The sequence below is a fragment of the Streptomyces sp. CNX435 genome (assembly GCF_059570575.1).
Map to the genome: position 1 here is coordinate 1 of NZ_JCANTA010000010.1, position 19,155 is coordinate 19,155.

The following is a 19,155-nucleotide window of genomic DNA, read 5'->3' on the forward strand; positions in this document are numbered from 1 at the left end:
GCGCGACATCCGGCAGTGGATCAACGAGTGGAACAAAGACCCCAAGCCGTTCGTCTGGACCAAGACCGCCGACCAGATCCTCGACACCCTCACCGCATACTGCCAGCGAATTAACGACTCAGGACACTAGTGCCGCATCAGGCAACGTTCGCCCTGTTCACGACCTCGCGGAGGCGTTCGTCGGAGGCGTGTGTGTTCCGCCAGATGATGTAGCGGCGGATCATGCTTCCCTGTTCCTTGTGGCTGGCGTGGTCGGTGCCGTCGAGAGCGAAGTAGCGCAGGGCGGTGAACTGGGCTTCGATCCGATTGAGCCAGGAGCTGTTGGTCGGGGTGTAGGCGATCTCCACATTGTTCGCCGCTGCCCAGGTCGCGACCCGCTGGCACCGCTTCGTCGTCAGGTGCGGAGAGTAGTTGTCGCAGACGATCGCAACGCGTACTTCCCTCCGGTGCAGCGAGCGCAGGTAGCGGCAGAACTCCAGGAACTTCGACCTGTTCTTGGTCTTCTTGATGTGCCCGTAGAGCTGGTCCTTGGCGAGGTCGTAGGCGGCGAACAGGTGTCGGACCCCGTGCGGGCGGGTGTAGGTCGCCCGTCGGCGGCGCCTCGGCTCCCGGTTGGAGTCCCTGTGCCGTCCGCTACGCTCGGCCCACTGCCGGCCGGGGTGGGGCTGGAGGTTGAGCGGGCCGAACTCGTCCATGCAGAAGACGACTTCGGGTTCGCCCTCCTCGGGTATGACCTCGCCGTCGGCGATCGCGTAGAGGTGCTCGACACGGGCCTTCTTGGCGGCGTAGTCCGGGTCGCGGGAGGTCTTCCAGGTCTTTATGCGTTGAAACGAGACGCCCTCCTCGCGGAGCAGGACCCGAAGGCCCTCGTGGCTGATGTCATCGACCACCTCCTCGGCGACCAGGAAGTCGGCCAGCTTGGCCAGGCTCCAGGTCGAGAACGGCAGGCCGTGCTCGGTCGGCCTGGACTTGGCGATCTTCTTGATCTCCCGGCGTTCCGGGAGGGTGAAGGTCCTCGGACGGCCGCCCTTGTACTTCGGGTAGAGCGCCTCGAAGCCGTCGGCGTTGAAGTTGTGGATCACGTCCCGGACCCGGTCCGGACTGGTGAAGGTAACTTCGGCGATCTTCGCCACGGGCATGCCCTGCGCCGATAACAGCACCATCTGGGCCCGCCGCCAGGTCACCACCGAGCCGGTGCCTCTGCGGATGATCCGCAGCAACCGCCTGACCTCGTCGTCATCAATCTCCCGGACCTGCACACGTTCAGCCACGTGATCATTCTGGCCGTCCCTCTCCGGTACGCGCTGTTGCCTTTGGTGGTAAGCGCAGTCGGCTTGGTCGTCACGGACAGCCGTGGGCCGATGGCCCGATGTGCTCCTCCGGCATCGACCACGCCAGTAAGGCTTCAAGGTCGCGGTAGGGGTGGGCTTCCAAAGGAATATTGCAACGTACGGTCCAAAACGGCTAAGGTCGCGCCATGGCCCGACCGAGGACGTTCGACGAGGAAGGTGCCCTGGATGCGGCGATGCGCACGTTCTGGGAGAAGGGCTACGAGGCCACCTCCACACAGGACCTGTGTGACGCCACAGGGCTGGGGCGCAGCAGCATCTACAACACGTTCAAGAGCAAGCACGACCTCTTCGAGCGCGTACTGGCCCGCTACATCGACTCCATGACGGCCGCCCAGCTGGCCGTCCTGGAGGATACGCGGCTCAGTGCCGCTGACCGGCTGCGCACCCTGTTCGCCATGGTCGTCGACGGCGAGACGGTGCACCGGACGGGCGGACGCGGCCTCGGCTGTCTGACCGTGAACACCACGGTCGAGTTGGTCGCCCGGGACCCGCGGGCGGCGGAAATGCTGGAGCGCGACACACGGCGTCGGCTGACGGCGCTGCGCGCGGTGCTCGAGGAGGGCCGGCGGGACGGCAGCATCACATCCCCCCGCGACACCGGGGCGCTTTCCCGCTTCGTCAACGCGGCGATCGGCGGCATGCGCATCTCCAGCCAGGGTGGCGCCGACCGGGCCGCACTGGAGTCGATCGCCGAAATCACCTTGGACGCACTCACCGGCTGACGGTGTACGCCGCCGCGGGCCGCGTCCACGTCTGCCCAAGTTTTGGACCGTTCAATACATAACTGACCGAGAAGGAGATCGAATCGTGCCTCGTGCCGTATACGTCCTGGCACTCGGCATCTTCGCCATGGTGACCAGTGAGTTCGTGGTCGCCGGGCTGATGCCGCAGATGGCCGAAGGGCTGGACGCGACCATCCCTCAGATCGGCTACCTCATCACCGCCTTCGCGGTGGCCATGGCCGTCGGCGGCCCGTTCCTGACCGTGGCCCTGATGAAGTTCCCCCCGCGTACGGCGCTGATGGTGCTGTTCGTCATCTTCCTCGCCGGCAACGTACTGGCCGCCACCGCGACCGGCTACGGCACGATGATGGCCGCGCGGATCATCACCGGCATCGCCTCCCAGGCGTTCTTCGGCGTGGGCATCTCGATGTGCGCCCAGATCACCCGCCCCGAGATCCGTGGCCGCGCGATCGCCGTCGCGATGAACGGCCTCATGCTCGGCACCCTGCTCGGGCTGCCCGTCTCCACCCTGGTCGGCGAGCGTTTCGGCTGGCGTGCCGCGTTCTGGACCATCACCCTGATCACCGTGATCGCGGCCGTGGCCACCCTGTTCGGCGTGCCCCGCATCGAGCGGGCGGAGGGCGGCGGCGGCTTCCGCCAGGAGGCCGGCGTCTTCAAGAAGCCCAAGATGTGGCTGGTGCTGTCCAGCAGCACACTGATCATCGGTGCCACCTTCTCCGCCTTCAGCTACTTCAACCCCATTCTCACCGACGTCACCGGCTTTTCCACCGGCACCGTTCCCCTGCTGCTCATCGCCTACGGCGCCGCCACCGTCATCGGCAACAACGTCGTCGGCCGCTTCGCCGACGGGCACACCGTCCCGGTGCTCGCCGTCGGCCTCGTCCTCAACGCGGTGTTCCTGACCGGCTTCGCCCTCCTTGCCGATGTGCCTGCCCCGGCCGTCATCTGCATGATGGGCATCGGCCTGGTCGGCGTCACCATGAACCCGGCCATGGTGACCCGCGTCCAGCGCACCGGCAACGCCGGGCCGCTGGTCAACACCGTGCACTCCTCCTTCATCACCCTCGGCATCATCCTCGGTTCCTCCATCGGCGCCGTGGTGATCGAAACCTGGGGCCTGCGCGCTCCGCTCTGGCTCGGCGCGGTCTTGGCGCTGGTCGGCCTGGCCACCGTCCTGCCCGACCTCGCCCGCCGCCCCGCCCTGGCTACCGGCCCCGCCCCCTTGTCTGCCGTGCCCGACAAAGGGAATGAGTTTGCACCCATTGATCAGTCGGCAAGGTAGCGATAGCAGATGACGGCTGCGGCAATGTCAGTGAAAGCCACGAAGTGCTCCGCCTTGCACTCGTAACGACCCTGGGCATGAAGGTGGAAGCCGTCGAGGTCGAGGAAGTGCGGGCAGCGACCACGTCGTGGAGCCGCTCGCGACTTCCTCGATCCGATCAGGGGTCGGCCACGCGACCCCATCGCGCCAGGCGAACCGATCGGACATCACGCGAGTACTCGTCCAACTTCGTGGCGCTCCCTACTCATTCGGATGCGCAACACCTACCGACTACACCGACCGGGGATGTGCTGCGGCTCGGCGCGTCCCCGGTTTTCCGGTCAACACCTCGGTGCCGCCCGGCGCAGCAACCCAGCGAGGTCACGACAGGGCGAACGTTGGCTGATGCGGCACTAGCTCGGGGCAGGCGAGGAAGTCCAGTTCCGAGCGCTTACGCACCAGGCACTTGCTCCCACACGGTGTGATCGAGTTGGTCAGTCTCGTGCATCTCCGGCCACGATTCTTCGATTGTCACTCTCCGCTTCTTCTCGATCATCCAGCGTGCGTACGGTCTGAAGGGGATGGGTGTCTCAAGACCACCGTTGAGAGACGAGGACCTCCGATGGGACAGCGACCGCGTGAGATGACTCCCGACCGATCGGCGCGGCACTTCTTCGGTGCCGAAATGCGCCGCTATCGAGAACGGGCGCACATGAGCCTCGAATGACTGGCCGACGTGGTGAAGTACAGCCGAAGCCACTTGGCGCGGATCGAGGTGGCCGAGTGCGTGCCGCCGCCTGACCTGGCTGCGGCGTTGGACGAGGCCTTCGGGACAGATGGGATCTTCCAGCGGTTGTATGCACTGGCCAGGCGCGAGGTGCATCCGGACAAGTGCCGGCGAAGGATGGAGTTGGAGGCGCAGGCGCGCGCCATCGGGGGCTTCGTCGCGGGGGTCCGGGGCGGGGAGTTCGCCGAGCGGTTCTGACCTGCGGGTAGCTCGTGGGGGTGAGAGTTATCCACAGGGGGAAGCGGAGGTTGGGGATCCGCGAGAGAGTAGGGGCATGACGGGGGAACAGAGGCCGCTGGGTGAGTTGGCGGCGCGGAATGGTGGCGTGTTGGTTTGTGCCGAGGCGGTGGCGGCGGGGTGGTCGCCCGGGGCTTTGGTGCGGAGGTTGCGGGGGGAGGGGTGGCGGAAGGCGCGGGCCGGGGTGTGGGTGGAGCCCGGGCGGGCCGATGATCTGCGGCTGCGGTTGAGGGTGGCGCAGGCCGGGCGGGCGGAGTTGGTCGTGAGCCACAGTGCGGCTGCCCATCTGTTCGGGGTCGAGCAGCTGGCCGTGCGGCCGGAGTTCACCCACGTGCGGGGGCGGGGGCGGGCGCCGGAAGGCGGTGTGCTGCATCGGACCGGGGTGGGCGAGGAGGAGATCACGACCGTCGCCGGGCTGCGGGTGACGAACCCCGACCGGACCCTCGTCGACCTGCTGCGCACCGCGGAGCGGGATGCGGCGATGGTGGCGGTGGAGTCGGCGTTGACGCGGCGGCCGTTGGTATGCGGGGGCGGGTCGCCGCGGCGGTGGCGGGAGCAGGTGACCGATCTGCACGCGGTCTCCGAGGCCCTGGCCGGCACCGGGCAGCGGCGGGGTGTCATCGCGGCGCGGCAGCGGCTGGCGCTGGTCGACCCGCGCTCCGGGTCTCCTGCTGAGACGATCGCACGGCTGCGCATGTACGACGTCGGGCTGCGGCCGCTCAGCCAGGTGCCGTTCACCGCGCCCAACGGGCGGCTGATACGGGTGGACTTCTTCTTCCCGTTGGCGGGGCTCGTCGTCGAGATCGAGGGATACGGCCTCCACCGCGGCCGGGCGGCCCACTTGGCCGACGTCGAGCGCCTCAACGACCTCGGGCGCTGCCCCGACGTCCGGCGCATACTGCGGTTCACCGCGGCCGACGTCTTCGAGCGGCCCCAGCGGATGCTGCACACCATCCGCGCCGTCCTGGGTGAAATCGGCGCCGGGCGCGGTACGGGCGCGGCTGCCCTGGCTGCGGCGGTCAAAGCTGCTTGAGCGGACACGGCTACCGGTCCACCCCGAGCTGTCGGTCCCTCGTGGCAGGGTGACCGCATGGACGCCTACGTCAGAAACATCGTGCTCGACTGTGCCGACGCCCGCGAGCTCGCCGACTTCTACACGCGGTTGCTCGGCATGCGGGTCATCCGTGAGGAATGGATGGTGATCGCCAAGGACGAAGACAGCTTTCCACGGCTGGCGTTCGAGGAGGTGGCGGGCTACCGCCCGCCGCTCTGGCCCGACCTCGACCGCGAGTATCCCCAGCAGATGCACATCTGCTTCGGCGTCGACGACTCCGCCGCCGCCGGCGAGCTGGCGCTGCGGCTGGGGGCCACGCGGCTCTCCGAGGAGGGCGGCAGTTGTCCGGTGTTCGCCGATCCGGCGGGGCATCCGTTCTGCCTCTGCGGGCCCGGGGAGTAGTCCGCCCCGCCCGCTTGCGGCGGACGGGGCGGAAGTGCCGACGGCCCTGGTGTTCGGGGGGTCGGCCACCAGGGCCGCCGGCGGTCTCGGCGCGCGCCCGGACGCCACGGGGGAAGGTGCGTACGGGCACGCCGGAGACATGGGAGATGGTTTATGGGGGCTTGCGGTCTTCGGGCGGGCGGGGTGCTCCGGCCTCTGGGGCCGGCCGGGGTGCCTTCCCCGCCGCGCCGGTCAGACCGCGGCGCCGTTGTTGCGCAGCCAGGCCAGCGGGTCTATCGCGTCCCCGCCGCCGGGTCGTACCTCCAGGTGCAGGTGCGGGCCGGTGACGTTGCCGGTGGCGCCTACGCGCCCGATGACGTCGGCGGTCGTGACCTCGCCGGAGGACTGGATGATGGAGGACAGATGGCAGTACCAGATCTCGGTGCCGTCGTCGAGCGTGAGGACGATGCGGTAGCCGTACGAGCCGGCCCAGCCGGCCTCGGTGATCGTGCCGCCGTGCACGGCCTTGACCGGGGTGCCGGTGGAGGCGGCGAAGTCCTGCCCGGTGTGGCCCGCGGCCCACATGTCGCCGGACTCGCCGAACGTCGAGGTGAGCGTGTAACCGCTGAGCGGGGCGACGTAGCTGGCGGCGAGCTTGGCGAGGCGCTCGGCCTCCGCCTTGCGGCGGGCCTCCTCCTCGGCCTTGCGGCGGCGCTCCTCCTCCAGGCGGCGCTGGCGCTCCTCTTCCGCCGCCTTCGCCTCGGCGGCCTCTTCGGCCGCCTGCTCGGCGGCCTCGGCCTCGGCGGCGGCGCGGGCCGTGGCGTCGGCCTCCGCCTGCTGCTGGTCGGCCTGCTCCAGGATGCGCGCCCGCAGGGCCTCGCCGGAGTCGGCGGTCGGGGTGGCGGTGTCCGAGCCGGTGTCGGCGGCGTAGCTGACCTGGGTGAGGGGTGCCGTGGTGACGACCGTGTCGTCGGCGGCGGGCTCTTCCTCGGTGGGCACCAGCTCGCCCACGCCCGGCAGGCTCTCGGCGTCCGGGAGTTGAGCGCTTATCCCGCTCGTGACGGCGTCGACCTGGTCGGGCATGGATATCGCGACCGGCGGCTTCTCCTGCGCCGTGGCCATGCTGCCCGCACCGACGGCGGCGAAGACGCCGACGCCGAGTACGGCGCCGCTGCGCGCCATGCTGCCGCCGCGCTGCTTGGCGAGACGCCGACGGCCGCGGGAGGGAAGGTCGTCCTCGGGGAAGACTTCGTCGACCGGCTCTTCGGCATAGCCGACCGGCTCTTCGGCGGCGTAGCCGGTGGGCGCGTACCCCTCGGGGGCGTTGCCACCGGACGCATAGCCGTCGTAGCCGTAATCGTCATAGCCATGGCCGTAGCCAGGCCCAGACCTGTAGGACGCCACGAAGGCGTACTCCTTTCCTTCCTTCTCGCCTACCGGGTTAGCTGACGGGTTCGGAGCAGGAAGGTCTCCTACAGGCCGCCTCCTGGCGGAGGTTGGCCCGATTCACCCCAAGGTGGTGGTTCCCCGGTTCCCTAGGTGTTGCCGTTGCTGCAGTTGTGACGCGTGCGGGATTCGGCGACGGCGCACGGAGCCGCCTCTTGCGGCGGCAGTGACGACCGCGCTGCGTCACCGAACGCTAGCGGACGACGGCGTTCGATTCCAAGTCGTTCCCGTTATTCAGTTGTGCTTTGCTGCGGACGATACGGGCATGTACCTGTGGAAACGGACAAGTTGACGCACCGGCTACGCGGGGTGAGGTCCGGTCGTTAGCTGATCGTGCATCAGTTGTTATGCGGAGGGGCGCTATTCCATTACGGAGAGTGTGCGGGAACGGGAACGGGAGAGGGCGATCTGCGCGCCCCCGCACCCCCCGTCGCGCGCACACGGCGCCCACCGGCGTCAGGCGAGCCGTACCGGGAAGGACTCCAGGTCGTTCTGCGTCAGCACCGGCAGGTTCCGGATCTCCTCCACCGGCACCGCCGCCCGCAGCCCCGGGAAGCGCGCGAAGAGCGCCGGCAGCGCCACCGCCGCCTCCAGCCGCGACAGCGCCGCGCCCGGGCAGATGTGCGGCCCGTGCCCGAACGTCATGTGCCGGATCGGCGTCGGCCGCGCCACGTCGAAGACGTCCGCGTCCGGCCCGTGCTGCCGGGCGTCCCGCCCGATCGCGCGGTACGAGATGACGACGCCCTCGCCCTTCTCGATCACCGTGCCGGCGATCTCGATGTCCTCCGTCGCGAACCGCATCAGCAGGTGGGTCACCGGCGGGTCGTAGCGCAGCGCCTCCTCGATCGCCGTCTCCCACGCCACCTTGCCCGCCCGGACCATGCCGAGCTGCCCGGGGTGCGCCAGCAGCGCGCGCACGGTGGTGAGCAGGAGCGTGATCGTGGTCTCGTGCCCGGCCGCGATCATCGACTTCAGGTTGCCGACGACCTCTTCCTCGGTCAGCGGCTCGCCGCCCTCGTCGGCGAGGATCAGCGCGCTCGTGAGGTCGTCGCCGGGGTCGGCGGTCTTCTGTCGCACCATGTCCGTGAACACGCGGTCCAGCTCCGCCATCACCGCCAGCCGCTCGTCCTGCGGGGTGAGCATGGAGAAGAACGCCTTCCACAGCCGCATCTGCCGCGGTATCTCCGACTCGGCGACGCCCATCAGCGCGCACACCACCCGCATCGGCAGCGGCTGCGCGAAGACCTCCTTGAGGTCGACCACCCCGTCGCCCCCGGCCGCCGCGGCCTCCAGCGCGTCCAGCAGCTCGGCCGTCACCCGCTCGACCACCGGCCGCAGCGCGTCGAGCCGCCGCGGCGTGATGGCCTGCGCCGTCTTGGCGCGCAGCCGCCGGTGCTCGGCGCCGTCGACCGTGAACATCGACCGGCCCGGGTTGACCATCCCGATCAGCGGCCACTCCGACGTGACCTCGCCCGTCTGCCACAGCCGCCAGGCGCCGATGTCCTTGACCAGCCGGGCGTCGGTGAGCAGTTGCCGCGCCTCCGCGTGCCGCGTGACGGTCCACGCGGGCGCGCCCAGCAGCTCGATCCGGGTGAGCGGGGCGGCGGCGCACAGTTGCGCGGTCTCGCCCGCGAGGTCGCGTACGAGGGGGTCGATGGCCAGCGGCTCGGGGAGGCCCCCGCCGGGGCCGGCCGGGGCGGCGCCGGAGCCGGCGGCGCCGGCGGCGTGCGGGCAGTTCACGGGTGACCTCCTGCGGCGCGTACGGGGGTGAAGGTGACCGGCAGCGCGGTCATCCCGCGCAGGAACGCGGACGGCCGCCGCACCAGCGTCCGGGCCGGCACGGACAGGTCCAGGTCGGGCAGCCGGTCGAGGAGCACCTCGATGCCCGTACGGGCGATGATCTCAGCGATCTCCTGGGCCGGGAAGGGGCAGCGGAAGTCGCCGTAGCTGAAGGCGAAGTGGGCGCTGTTGCCCGCCGGCGCCGGTGCGCCCCCGCCGCCGTACCCGCTCGCGTACCCGCCGTCCCCCGCGAGGGCCTGCCGGATCTGCGGGTCGCCGTTGGCGGCGGCGAGGCCGAGGAGCAGCAGGTCGCCGGCGCCGACGGGGCACCCGCCGAGCTGGGTGTCGCGGGCGGCCCAGCGGCCGACGAGGATCTGCGTCGGGGTGTCCTCCCACAGCACCTCGTTCATCGCCTGCCCGACGCTGTGCCGCCCGCCGCCGAGGGCGGCGGCGAAGCGGTCGTCGGTGAGCATGAGCCGGATGGAGTTGCCGATCCAGTCGGCGGTGGGCAGGAAACCGGCGGCGGTGGTGTCCTTGAGGTCGAGCATGACCTCTTCGTCGGTGAAGTGCATGGGGTCGGCCAGCATCCGCGAGGCGACGTCCTGGCCGGGCACGAGCCGCTTGTCGGCGACCAGCCGGGTCATGTGCCCGATGAACGTCTCGTACGCCTTGAGCGCCCCGGGCCCGCCGTCCGCCAGCTCGTTGAGCACCTGCGCCAGCTGCCGCCCCTCGGCGTCGGGGAAGCCGATGAGCCGGGCGAGTACGAGCACGGGCAGCGGCACGGCGTAGTCGCCGACGAGTTCGGCGCTGCCGCGGGAGCAGAACGAGTCGATGAGCCGGTCGGCGAGCTGCTCGCAGTGCCGGCGCAGGTCGAAGGGGTCGACGCTCTCCAGCGCGGCGCCGACCATGACGGCGTGCCGGCGGTGGTCGGCGGCGGACGCGGTGAAGTGGATGGACGGCATGACCTGGCCGACCATCGGCAGCAGCGGCCAGTCGGGCGGGATCTTCTCCCACTGGTTCCACAGCCCGCGGTCCCGCGGGAACAGGTCGGGGTCGGAGGTGACCTGGTGCAGCTCCTGGTAGCCGATGACGAGCCAGGCGGGGATGTCGCCGGGCAGCTCGACGGGGACGACGGGGCCGTGGTCGCGGCGCATCTCGCGGTAGAGGTCGCGCGGGTCGGTGTGGAAGCGGGGGCCGCCGAGGGGTACGGCACCGGCATGCGCCGGGCAGGCCCGCGGGGGGGCGGCGGAAGCGTCGACGGGCGCCGGGTCGTCGGCGGGCCCGGGGGCGTGGGCGGGCCCGGGAGCGCGGGCGGCCCCGGGAGTCTGCGCGGGCTCGGGAGCGTGCGCGGCCTCGGGAGCGTACCCGGGCTTCGGGTCCTCTACGGCCTCGGGAGCGCCGGCGGACTCGGACGGACGAGCCGACTCGGCCGGTGCGGCACCGCGCTCAGCCAGTGCGGCATCCGGTACGCCCGGCCCGCCGGCCGGCTCGGTCGGCGCGGCACCCGGTTCGGGCTCGGCCGGCGCACCGCGCGCGGCGCGCGCGCCCGGCGCCTCCGTCGCGCCGCTCCCCTCACGTGCGGCCTGGTCGTCGGGAGTCGGGGTCATGTCGCGGTCTCCGGTGCGGTGGGGGCGGTGGCGGCGGCGAGGCGCTGCAGGTGCTCGACCAGGGCGATCAGCACGCCCTTGCTGGACTCGCGGGAACGCGCGTCGCAGTCGACCAGCGGGACGTGCGGGTCGAGGTCGAGCGCGTCGCGCACCTCGGCGCGGGTGTAGGGCGGGCCGCCGAAGTCGTTGCGGGCGACGATGAACGGCGTGCCGTGGTGCTCCAGCCGGTCGATGGCGTACCAGGAGTCGGCGAGCCTGCGGTGGTCGACGAGGACGATGGCGCCGAGCGACCCGGAGAACAGCCGGTCCCACAGAAACCAGAACCGCTCCTGGCCCGGCGCCCCGAACAGGTACAGCACGGTGCGCTCGTCGAGGCTGATGCGCCCGAAGTCGAAGGCGACGGTCGTGGCCGTCTTGCCGGGCACGGCGCTGCGGTCGTCGATGCCGCGGCCGGCCAGGGTCATCGTCTCCTCGGTGTTCAGCGGCCGGATGTCGCTGACGGAGCGGACCATGGTGGTCTTGCCGACGCCGAAGCCGCCGACGATGACGATCTTCAGCCCGTTGTCCGTCGTACGGGCCAGCGGGGCACGCTCGGGCGTCGTCGCGCGCGTGTCAGAGGTCGCGGAGTCCAACGAGCACCTTCTCCAGAGTCTCGGGATCGGCGAACCGTACGCCCCCGGGCGTGCGCGCGGGCGCGACCCGCGGATGGCGCGCGGTGATCCGGTCGGCGGCGAGCAGGTCGGACAGCAGGATCTTGGTGATGCCGACGGGCAGGCCGAGGTCGGCGGACAGCTCCACCACGGCGGTCGGGGTCCGGCAGATACGCAGAATGGCCGCGTGCTCGGACTGCATGCCCGGCACCGGCTCGCACGCCGCGACCACCAGCGTGACGAGGTCGAACTCGTCGCTGGCGGGCCGGCTGCGCCCCCCTGTCAGGGTGTACAGCCGGTCCGGATCGTCGTCCCGGCCGGCGCGGCTCATTCCGCCGCAACCCCGTCGGCCGCGGGCGCCGGCCCGCGGGCCGGCGCGCTGAGGTGCTCGCCGAGCTGCTCGACCAGCTCCAGCATGTTGTGCCCGACGAGCCCGGGGTCGGCGGTCTCCGCGGCGATCACGGCGACGTGGCTGCCGGAGCCGGCCTCGGCGATGAAGAGGATGCCGCCGTAGAACTCGGTCATCGACTGCCGTACGCCGCCGCTGCCGTCGCCGAACTCGACGGAGGCACCGTGCGACAGGCTCTGGATGCCGGCCGAGATGGCGGCGAGCTGGTCCGCCCGGTCCTCCGAAAGCTCGGGCGTGTGGCAGAGCTTGAGCCCGTCGCGGGAGAGGACGAGGGCGTGCCTGGCGCCGGGCGTGCGCTCCAGCAACCCCTCCAGCAGCCAGGTCAGCCCGGTGGCCTCGGCGTGGGACTGGGTCATCTGTCGTCCTCCGAAGGTGAAGCGGCGTTGCGTGCGGGGGGTGCGGCGGAGGAGTCGGGGCCGTCGTCGGGCGCTGCTGATTCCTCGGGTGCCGCGGTGTGTGCGCCGGGCTCGTCGCGTACGCCGTCGGTGTCAGCGGCGGCGCGTACGTGCTCTGCATCCGGTACGTCACCGGCGTCCGGTACGTCGCCTGACGGATCGGCGCCGCGCTGGCGGCCGTTGACGGGGGCACCCGCGGCACCCGCGGCACCCGCGGCGCCCGGGCCGCCCGCGCCGTCGCCGCCGCGCTCCTGGCCGGTCACCGCGCGCCGGAAGGCGCCGAACCGGGCGGCGGAGCCGGCGGGTTCGAGCCGCCGGTGCGACCCGGTGTCACCGCCGGCCGCACCGGCGTCGCCGGTGCCGGTGCCGCTGCCGGTGCCAGCGCCCGTACTCGTACTCGTACTCGTACTCGTACTCGTGCCGAAAGCCTCTCCGGAGGCGCCCCCGCCGGAAGCTCCCTCGCCCGCGCCGCCCTCCGGCACCCCGCCCGGGTGCGCCCCCGCCAGGGTGCGCCCGCGCCGCCGGCGCGGCAGCGCGGCCAGCGCGAAGGGGTCGTGACCGCCGTCGCCGGCCCGCTCGTCCGCGTCCTCGCCGTCCGCCACGTCGCGCTGCCGCGGGAGCGGGAGCCGCGTGCTGCCGGTGTCCTCGGTGGGCATGGGCAGCGCCGGCCGCCGCACCGGCTCACTCGGCCGGGCGCGCGAGATCAGCTCCTGCGGGATCATCAGCACCACGCCCGTGCCGCCGATGGCGGAGGGCCGGAACGAGACGGTCAGCCCGTGCTTCTGCGCCAGGTGCCCGACGACGGGCAGGCCGAGCCGGGTGCCGGTGAGCGTGGACAGGTCGGTGGCGGTGCCCGAGACGGCGCGCTCGGCACGCCGCTGCGCGGCCTCGCTCATCATCAGCCCGCTGTCCTCGATGGTGACGACGGCGCCGGCCGGCACCTCCGCGACGTAGACGTGCACTTCGGTGGTGGGCGGCGAGAAGTTGCAGGCGTTGTCGAGGAGTTCGGCGAGCGCGTGCATGACACCCTCGGCGGCGTGGCCGGCGACCGCGACCTCGGAGACGGCCCGCAGCCGCACCCGCTGGTAGCCGGCGATCCGGCCCATGGCGCCGCGCAGGATGGACTCCATCGCGATCGGCTTTGCCCAGCGGCGCCCCGAACGCGCGCCGCTCAGCACCGCGATGCTGTCGGCGACGCGGCCGGCCTGCGCGGTGCGGTGGTCGAGGTGGAGGAGGTCGCCGAGGACGTCGGCGTCGCCGTGCCGGTGCTCCATCTCGCGCAGGTCGGCGAGCATGCTCGTGGTGATCGCCTGCATCCGGCCGGCGGCGTTGGCGCAGGAGGCCATGGCGGCGGCGCGGCGGTTCTCGCTGCGCCGCGCCTCTTCGGCGACCTGCTGCAGGGCGCGCCGGTACGCCTGGTTGTCCAACTGCGGGGCGGCGGCGAGCGCTTCGTCCACGGGGGCGCCGGCGGCGATCTTGGTCAACACCTCGGGTATGACGCGGTCGGCGAAGACGGCGGCGGCACCGGCCGCCGCGGCGGCGCGCTCGTCGGCGCGGGCGGCCTTCGCGCGGTAGCCGGCCGCGGCGGCGACGGCTATGCACAGCAGGACGGCGGCGGCGCCACCGCCGTAGACGATCTGCCGGGTGTGGTCGTCGGGTCCCGCCACCGCCGCCGCGAGCACCGCGACCGCGGTCGCGGGTGCGGTGACGAAGAGGGCCGACAGGGGGGCGGGCAGTCGGGAACGCGAGGCCCGGGGCAGGGCTGCGTCCTGGTGCGCGGTCATCGACGGGCTCCTCCGGGCAGGTGGCCTGCTCCCAGGTGGGGTGTGTGCGCCGGGTTGAGCAATCTGCACACGGGTGCTCAAGCCGCCGACACTATAGGGAGTTTCCTCACCACACCAGCACACCCAGAAGACCGTTTGCAGCACACCTGTGACAAGAGATGACCGCCCTGGTCAGGGCGGCATCGGGAGGTCTTCCCGAGAGTTCCGCGGCCGTGCGCGCACTGGGTCGCGGTCAAGCGGCGCCCCGCTGTGCTGCTCGCCGTCGACCTCTTCACGCCGCACGTGCAGCCGCCGCCGTACGACATGGAACAGGCCGTTGTGCTGACGCTGTTCGGCAACGGCGCGGCGGCGGTGGTGCTGCTGCCGGACGAGCCGGGAGTCCCCGGTGCTCCCGGCGTCCCCGGGGTCGACGTCGTCGACGCCGAGCAGCTCACCGCGCCGGCGCACGCGGACGACCTCCAGGTCCACCTGGGCGACAGCGGGCTGCGCATCCGGCTCAAGCCGTCCATGCCGGACGTCGTCGCCTCGTCCGTCGAGATCCCCGCGCGGACCCTGCTCGCCCGGCACGGGGTGCCCTGGGCCGACGTGGCGTGGTGGGCCGTACACCCGGGCGGGCGGCGCATTCTCGACCGCGTGGACGAAGCCCTGGGGCTGCCGGGGCAGTCGATGGCCGCTGCGCGGGAAGTGATGAGGGAGTACGGCAACACCGCGGCCCCGGCGGTGCTGGGTGAGCTGCGGCGGCTGCAGGCGGCACGGCCGCTGGCGGCGGGGCAGCACGGGGTGGTGCTGGCGTGCGGGCCGGGGGCGACGGTCCGGGCGCTGCTGCTGCGCGGTGCGCGGTAAGGGCGCGCGGAGCACGTAGCGCGTAGCGCACGTAGACGAACGCTGAGAGCAGACAGAAGGAGAAGGAGAAGCTAATGCTGGAAGTCATCGGCGCGGGAGTCGGCCGCACCGGAACGCTGTCGCTCAAGACGGCGCTGGAACGGCTCGGCTTCGGCCCGTGCCACCACATGCTGGGCCTCTTCGAGGACCCCGAGCAGATCCCGATGTGGCGGGCGGCGGCCCGCGGTGAGCGCATGGACTGGACACAGGTGTACGCGAAGTACCGCTCGACGGTGGACTGGCCGGGCGCCCGGTTCTGGCGGGAGATCGCCGGGGCGTTCCCCGAGGCGAAGGTCGTGCTGACGGTGCGCGATCCGGAGAGCTGGTACGAGAGCGCGGCGGGCAGCATCTACGCCGCCGGGCTGGCACCGACCCCGGCGGACGCCGACGAGGTGTACCTGGGGTTGCGCGACATGGCGGTGGAGGTCATCTGGGACGGCCTCTTCGACGGCCGGTTCACCGACAAGGAGCACGCGATGAAGGTCGTCGCCGAGCACGACGCGGCGGTGCGGCAGGGGATCGACCCGGACCGGCTGCTGGTCTTCCAGGTGAGCCAGGGCTGGGAGCCGCTGTGCGAGTTCCTCGGCGTCCCGGTGCCGGACGAGCCGTTCCCGCGGCGTAACGAGCGGAGCCGGTTCATGGACGAGGTGAGGGAACGGAGCGCGGCGGGCGGCAACGCCGGGTAAGCAGGGCGCGAGGGCGCCGGGGCGCGGTGCGGTGATACTCCTCCGGTCATCGACACCGGCCCGCGCGCACGGCCCGTACGAGAGGGCCGGAGGGACCGCCTCCGGCCCTCTCCGCCACCCGGCCCACCGTCGACGCGCACCTGGCCAGGTGCCTCGGCACCCACGGCACTCAGCGGCACCTGCGCTCCTCAACACGGCGGCCGGGGGCCCGGGGCCCCCGCGGCCGCGTATCCGCGCTAGCGCAACGCCCGGATCACCATCAGCGCGATGTCGTCGTGCCGCGTGCTCAGCCGCTCCGCCCGCCCCACCAGCACGTCCGCCAGGTCGTCCAGCGGCCCGTCCCCCGCCTCCGCCAGCTTCTCCGCGAGCCGCGCCGTCGCGCCGCCGACGTCCTCGCCCGGCGTCTCGACGAGCCCGTCGGTGTACAGCGCCAGCATGGCGCCGGGCCGCAGCGGCACTTCGGTGGTGCGGTACGCGGCGGCGGGGTCGATGCCCAGCAGCAGGCCCGGGGGCAGCGGGAGCGCTTCCGTGCGCCCGTCGGGGTGGCGCAGCAGCGGCGGCGGGTGGCCGGCGGTGGCGAGGAGGGCGCGGTGCCGTCGCAGGTCGAGGTGGGCGTAGAGGCAGCTGGTGAAGAGGCCGGGGTCGAGGTCGGTGAGCAGCCGGTTGGTGCGGGTGAGCACGTCGCCGGGCGGGGTGCCGACGGCGGCGTGCGCGTGGACGGCGGTACGGACCTGGCCCATGAGCGCGGCGGCGCTGACGTTGTGCCCCTGTACGTCGCCGATCGCCGCAGCCGCGGTGGTCCCGTCGTAGCGGATGAGGTCGTAGAAGTCGCCGCCGATGTCCATGCCGCGGCCGGCGGGCAGGTAGCGGGCGGCGACCTCCAGGCCGTCGACGGACGGCAGGCTGCGCGGCAGCAGCCCGGCCTGCAGGCTGCGGGCCAGCTCCAGCTTCGTGTCGTACAGCCGCGCCCGGTCGAGCGCCTGCGCGATGAGCCCGGCCAGCGAGGTCAGCAGGGCGCGCTCGGTGGGCGGGAAGGGGTGCGGGCGCCGGTACAACAGGACGAGGGTGCCGACCGTCCGGCCGGAGGCGATCAGCGGCAGAAAGGCGAAGGCGGCCATATCGTCATGGCAGGGCATGGCGGGGTAGGCGTGGCGCAGCTCGGCGACGGTACCGAAGAAGCTGGGCTGACCGGCGGCCAGGACGCGCGCGGCGGGGTCGTCGGCGGCCAGGTCCAGGTTCTCGGCGCCGTCGCGGTACGCGGCGGTGTGGCCGCGGTGGCCGACGGTCCGCAGCCGGCCCTCCTCCGCGGCCATCAGCAGCATCGCCTGCGGGCCGAACGCGGGCACGACGAGGTCGGTCACCAGCCGGACGACCTCCCGGAGGCCGGCCGTCTCGGTCAGCGCCGCCGCCACGTCCATCAGGTGGAAAAGCGCGGTCGCGCCGACGGAGTCGGCGTCGGGCGTCGTCGGCCGGCCGGGAACGGCCTCGGTGGTCGGACCGGTGGGGACGGGGGTGATGTGCACGCTGATCCCGCTGACATCGGGGTACAGCGCGAAGTGCAGCCGCCGGTTCGGCGGCCGTACGGCGGTGAAGGACGTGGGCCGCCGCGAGAACACCGCCGCCCGGTAGCGCTCCTCGCACACCGGGTCGCGCAGCCACTCGGCCGTCTCCCACGGCCGGGCGCCGAGCAGCTGCTCGGCGTCGACGCCGAGCAGCTCGGCCCCTGCCTCGTTGCAGAACGTGATCCGCCCCTCCAGATCCAGCGCACAGCAGCCCACCGGCAGCCGCGCCACGAACTCCAGCGCCGCCAGCGCCTCCGCGCGGTGCGGGGTCCGCGGGGGTACGGGGCTCAGCACCCGCGGCTTGTCCGCCGCCCGCACCGGCTCACCGCGCTCGGCGGCCCGCCGCAGCCACAGGGCGCAGCGGCGGCCGAACGTGCTGAGCGCGGCGTGCTCGGCGGGGCTCAGCCGCGCCGGGCGCCAGATCGGCCACAGCAGGACGAATCCCCCCCACACCGTGTTGTCGGAGGCGATGGGGCGGGCGGCGAGCGCGAAATCGTACGGCAGGACGTACCCGACGCGCGGGTAGCGCCGGGCCATCTCCTCCCGGCCGACGAGCCACACCGGCTGCCGCTCGCGTACGGCGTCCGCGACCGGGATCGAGGCGTCGAGGGGGATGCGCGCCCACGGCGCGACGAGCGTCCACGACGCCCCGGAGACCAGCGCGAGCCGCAGCACCCGCTCCTCCTTCGGCAGCAGGTAGACGACCCCCAGGGAGGCACCGGTGGAGCGCATGAGCCGCCCGAAGGCGGCCTCCAGCCATCCGAGATCGCCCGAGTCGTGGGAGTCGGCGTGCTGCCGCGGGTCGCCGGCGGCGCGCGAGCGGTGGCCCATATAGGGATAATACGCCCGAATGGGGTGGGTGGCGGCCGCGGCGGATTCCGTTTTGATCTGTTGGACACCCTGGTGGACACCCCTGGATGGGCGCTACTCTCCGTGTCGGGTTGGCTACACATCAGCCCCCGCAGCAAGTCGCACCTTGCACAGCCCCATGAGCCCCACGGGAGATCGCCACATGCCACCAAGACGACCCATCTCCGGACGCAGCCAGCAAGCACGACAGCGCTACGCGGAGGAACTGCGGTTACTGCGCACACAGAAAGGTGAGAGCCTGCGGCAGCTCGGCGACGCGCTGGGCTGGGATCCGTCGTTGTTCCACAAGCTGGAGACGGGGAGCACGATCGGCAGCCCGGAGGTCGCCGAGGCGCTCGACACGCACTACGGAACGACGCCGCTGGTGCTGGCGCTGTGGGAGGTGGCGGCGGGGGATCCGACGCAGTTCCGGGAGCAGTACCGGCGGTACATGCAGTTGGAGAAGGAAGCGAGGAGTCTGTGGCATTACGGGGCGGGCATCATCCCCGGCCTGCTCCAGACCGAGGGCTACGCACGTGAGTTGCTGGCGGCGGACGGCATCGAGGGCAAGGAGCTGGACCAGCAGGTGGAAGCCCGCATGAGCCGTCGCGCACTGCTCGAAGGCCCGTGTGCGCCCCGCTTCCGCAGCATCATCTCGGAAACGGTGCTGCGCACCCGGACGCGCGATCGGCAGGCGTGGCGAGCCCAGTTGGAGCATCTGGTAGAGATGGCCGAGCGGCCGAAGGTGACGCTCCAGGTGCTGCTGCCCAGCGCTGGCCTGCATGCACTGGTCAGTTCGGTGATGTTCCTGAGCCTGCCGGAAGGGCGTACCGTGGCCTACATGGAGAACGCCCTCCGCGGCGAACTCGTCCAGGATTCCCACTCGATCGCGCATCTTCAGGGCCTATACGATGCCGCCCGCGACATGGCGCTCACCCCGGCCGAATCGCACAAGCTCATCGTGCAAACGTTGGAGGACGTACCGTGCGACGCATCGACCTGAGTACCGCAAGCTGGCGCAAGTCCAGCTACAGCAACGCCAACGGCGGCCAGTGCATCGAGGTCTCCGACGACTTCCTGCGCTCCGCCTCCTGGCGCAAGTCCAGTTACAGCAACGCCAACGGCGGCGAATGCATCGAGGTCTCCGACGACCACCCCGCCGTCATCCCCGTCCGTGACAGCAAGGACCCCCACGGCCCCGTCCTCGTCTTCGAGGCCGCCGCCTGGGCCGCCTTCGTCACCGCCGTCAAGACCGGCGGACTCTCCGCCTGACCCGGCCACGGCTCCGACG

At 72.0% G+C, this 19,155-nt stretch carries 17 protein-coding genes, 2 pseudogenes and 1 riboswitch; of the genes and pseudogenes, 10 read left to right on the forward strand and 9 right to left on the reverse strand.

Annotated features, from left to right (window positions below):
* Nucleotides 1-130: pseudogene (locus T328_RS17910) on the forward strand (IS630 family transposase); the annotation flags it as partial.
* 7 nt (nucleotides 131-137) lie between these two features.
* Here the strand turns inward: T328_RS17910 and T328_RS17915 are convergent.
* On the reverse strand, nucleotides 138-1,271 hold the full coding sequence (locus T328_RS17915; RefSeq protein ID WP_496497080.1) for an IS630 family transposase: 1,134 nt from the start codon (nucleotides 1,269-1,271) through the stop codon (nucleotides 138-140).
* A gap of 206 nt (nucleotides 1,272-1,477) precedes the next feature.
* Between T328_RS17915 and T328_RS17920 the strand changes: the two genes are divergently transcribed.
* From T328_RS17920 to T328_RS17940, 5 genes and pseudogenes are all read left to right on the forward strand, one after another.
* A complete protein-coding gene (locus T328_RS17920) occupies nucleotides 1,478-2,074 on the forward strand; it encodes a TetR/AcrR family transcriptional regulator (protein WP_496497081.1) in 597 nt (198 codons plus the stop codon).
* Between the two features lie 85 nt (nucleotides 2,075-2,159).
* Nucleotides 2,160-3,377 (forward strand): MFS transporter, encoded by a 1,218-nt coding sequence (locus T328_RS17925; RefSeq protein WP_496497082.1) that lies wholly within the window; start codon nucleotides 2,160-2,162, stop codon nucleotides 3,375-3,377.
* Nucleotides 3,378-4,083: 706 nt separating this feature from the next.
* Nucleotides 4,084-4,290 (forward strand): annotated as a pseudogene (locus T328_RS17930) (transcriptional regulator); the annotation flags it as partial.
* A 352-nt stretch (nucleotides 4,291-4,642) separates the two neighbouring features.
* Nucleotides 4,643-5,413, forward strand: coding sequence for a putative endonuclease domain-containing protein (locus T328_RS17935; protein ID WP_496497083.1), 771 nt, complete (start codon nucleotides 4,643-4,645; stop codon nucleotides 5,411-5,413).
* A 57-nt stretch (nucleotides 5,414-5,470) separates the two neighbouring features.
* Complete coding sequence (locus T328_RS17940; protein WP_496497084.1) at nucleotides 5,471-5,836, forward strand: VOC family protein; 366 nt, start codon at nucleotides 5,471-5,473, stop codon at nucleotides 5,834-5,836.
* Nucleotides 5,837-6,067: 231 nt separating this feature from the next.
* Here T328_RS17940 and T328_RS17945 read toward each other — a convergent pair whose 3' ends face one another.
* From T328_RS17945 to T328_RS17975, 7 genes are all read right to left on the reverse strand, one after another.
* A complete protein-coding gene (locus T328_RS17945; protein ID WP_496497085.1) occupies nucleotides 6,068-7,219 on the reverse strand; it encodes a M23 family metallopeptidase in 1,152 nt (383 codons plus the stop codon).
* Between the two features lie 11 nt (nucleotides 7,220-7,230).
* Nucleotides 7,231-7,373, reverse strand: a riboswitch (cyclic di-AMP (ydaO/yuaA leader).
* Nucleotides 7,374-7,717: 344 nt separating this feature from the next.
* On the reverse strand, nucleotides 7,718-9,001 hold the full coding sequence (locus T328_RS17950) for a cytochrome P450 family protein (RefSeq protein ID WP_496497086.1): 1,284 nt from the start codon (nucleotides 8,999-9,001) through the stop codon (nucleotides 7,718-7,720).
* Nucleotides 8,998-10,194: a cytochrome P450 family protein gene (locus T328_RS17955; protein ID WP_496497282.1), complete on the reverse strand. Its 1,197-nt coding sequence runs from the start codon at nucleotides 10,192-10,194 to the stop codon at nucleotides 8,998-9,000. The genes T328_RS17950 and T328_RS17955 overlap by 4 nt, the downstream gene beginning before the upstream one ends.
* Before the next feature lie 449 nt (nucleotides 10,195-10,643).
* Entirely contained in the window at nucleotides 10,644-11,279 is a 636-nt protein-coding gene (locus T328_RS17960; protein ID WP_496497087.1) for a GTP-binding protein, read from the reverse strand.
* The gene (locus T328_RS17965; RefSeq protein WP_496497088.1) at nucleotides 11,260-11,628 is read right to left on the reverse strand and encodes a DUF742 domain-containing protein; all 369 of its coding nucleotides are present in this window, start codon (nucleotides 11,626-11,628) and stop codon (nucleotides 11,260-11,262) included. The genes T328_RS17960 and T328_RS17965 overlap by 20 nt, the downstream gene beginning before the upstream one ends.
* Nucleotides 11,625-12,062, reverse strand: a complete 438-nt coding sequence (locus tag T328_RS17970; RefSeq protein ID WP_496497089.1) for a roadblock/LC7 domain-containing protein — start codon at nucleotides 12,060-12,062, stop codon at nucleotides 11,625-11,627. Before T328_RS17970 ends, T328_RS17965 begins: the two co-directional genes overlap by 4 nt.
* Nucleotides 12,059-13,885 (reverse strand): ATP-binding protein, encoded by a 1,827-nt coding sequence (locus T328_RS17975; protein ID WP_496497090.1) that lies wholly within the window; start codon nucleotides 13,883-13,885, stop codon nucleotides 12,059-12,061. The genes T328_RS17970 and T328_RS17975 overlap by 4 nt, the downstream gene beginning before the upstream one ends.
* 249 nt (nucleotides 13,886-14,134) lie before the next feature.
* Between T328_RS17975 and T328_RS17980 the strand changes: the two genes are divergently transcribed.
* Nucleotides 14,135-14,728, forward strand: coding sequence for a 3-oxoacyl-[acyl-carrier-protein] synthase III C-terminal domain-containing protein (locus T328_RS17980; protein WP_496497091.1), 594 nt, complete (start codon nucleotides 14,135-14,137; stop codon nucleotides 14,726-14,728).
* A gap of 74 nt (nucleotides 14,729-14,802) precedes the next feature.
* Nucleotides 14,803-15,453: a sulfotransferase family protein gene (locus T328_RS17985; protein WP_496497092.1), complete on the forward strand. Its 651-nt coding sequence runs from the start codon at nucleotides 14,803-14,805 to the stop codon at nucleotides 15,451-15,453.
* A gap of 236 nt (nucleotides 15,454-15,689) precedes the next feature.
* Here the strand turns inward: T328_RS17985 and T328_RS17990 are convergent, their stop codons facing one another.
* Nucleotides 15,690-17,846 carry a SpoIIE family protein phosphatase gene (locus T328_RS17990; protein ID WP_496497093.1) on the reverse strand — a complete coding sequence of 719 codons (2,157 nt, stop codon included), beginning with the start codon at nucleotides 17,844-17,846 and terminating at the stop codon, nucleotides 15,690-15,692.
* A 181-nt stretch (nucleotides 17,847-18,027) separates the two neighbouring features.
* Between T328_RS17990 and T328_RS17995 the strand changes: the two genes are divergently transcribed.
* Nucleotides 18,028-18,867, forward strand: coding sequence for a helix-turn-helix domain-containing protein (locus tag T328_RS17995; protein ID WP_496497283.1), 840 nt, complete (start codon nucleotides 18,028-18,030; stop codon nucleotides 18,865-18,867).
* Nucleotides 18,849-19,136 carry a DUF397 domain-containing protein gene (locus tag T328_RS18000; RefSeq protein ID WP_496497094.1) on the forward strand — a complete coding sequence of 96 codons (288 nt, stop codon included), beginning with the start codon at nucleotides 18,849-18,851 and terminating at the stop codon, nucleotides 19,134-19,136. Before T328_RS17995 ends, T328_RS18000 begins: the two co-directional genes overlap by 19 nt.
* Nucleotides 19,137-19,155: the final 19 nt, after the last annotated feature.

Excerpts from the sequence above, each read along its gene's own strand:
- T328_RS17975 (WP_496497090.1), bottom strand. The coding sequence starts at position 13,885 with ATGACCGCGCACCAGGACGCAGCCCTGCCCCGGGCCTCGCGTTCCCGA.
- T328_RS17990 (WP_496497093.1), bottom strand. The coding sequence starts at position 17,846 with ATGGGCCACCGCTCGCGCGCCGCCGGCGACCCGCGGCAGCACGCCGAC.
- T328_RS17955 (WP_496497282.1), bottom strand. The coding sequence starts at position 10,194 with ATGCGCCGCGACCACGGCCCCGTCGTCCCCGTCGAGCTGCCCGGCGAC.
- T328_RS17985 (WP_496497092.1), top strand. The coding sequence starts at position 14,803 with ATGCTGGAAGTCATCGGCGCGGGAGTCGGCCGCACCGGAACGCTGTCG.
- T328_RS17940 (WP_496497084.1), top strand. The coding sequence starts at position 5,471 with ATGGACGCCTACGTCAGAAACATCGTGCTCGACTGTGCCGACGCCCGC.
- T328_RS17920 (WP_496497081.1), top strand. The coding sequence starts at position 1,478 with ATGGCCCGACCGAGGACGTTCGACGAGGAAGGTGCCCTGGATGCGGCG.
- T328_RS17995 (WP_496497283.1), top strand. The coding sequence starts at position 18,028 with ATGCCACCAAGACGACCCATCTCCGGACGCAGCCAGCAAGCACGACAG.
- T328_RS17965 (WP_496497088.1), bottom strand. The coding sequence starts at position 11,628 with ATGAGCCGCGCCGGCCGGGACGACGATCCGGACCGGCTGTACACCCTG.
- T328_RS17970 (WP_496497089.1), bottom strand. The coding sequence starts at position 12,062 with ATGACCCAGTCCCACGCCGAGGCCACCGGGCTGACCTGGCTGCTGGAG.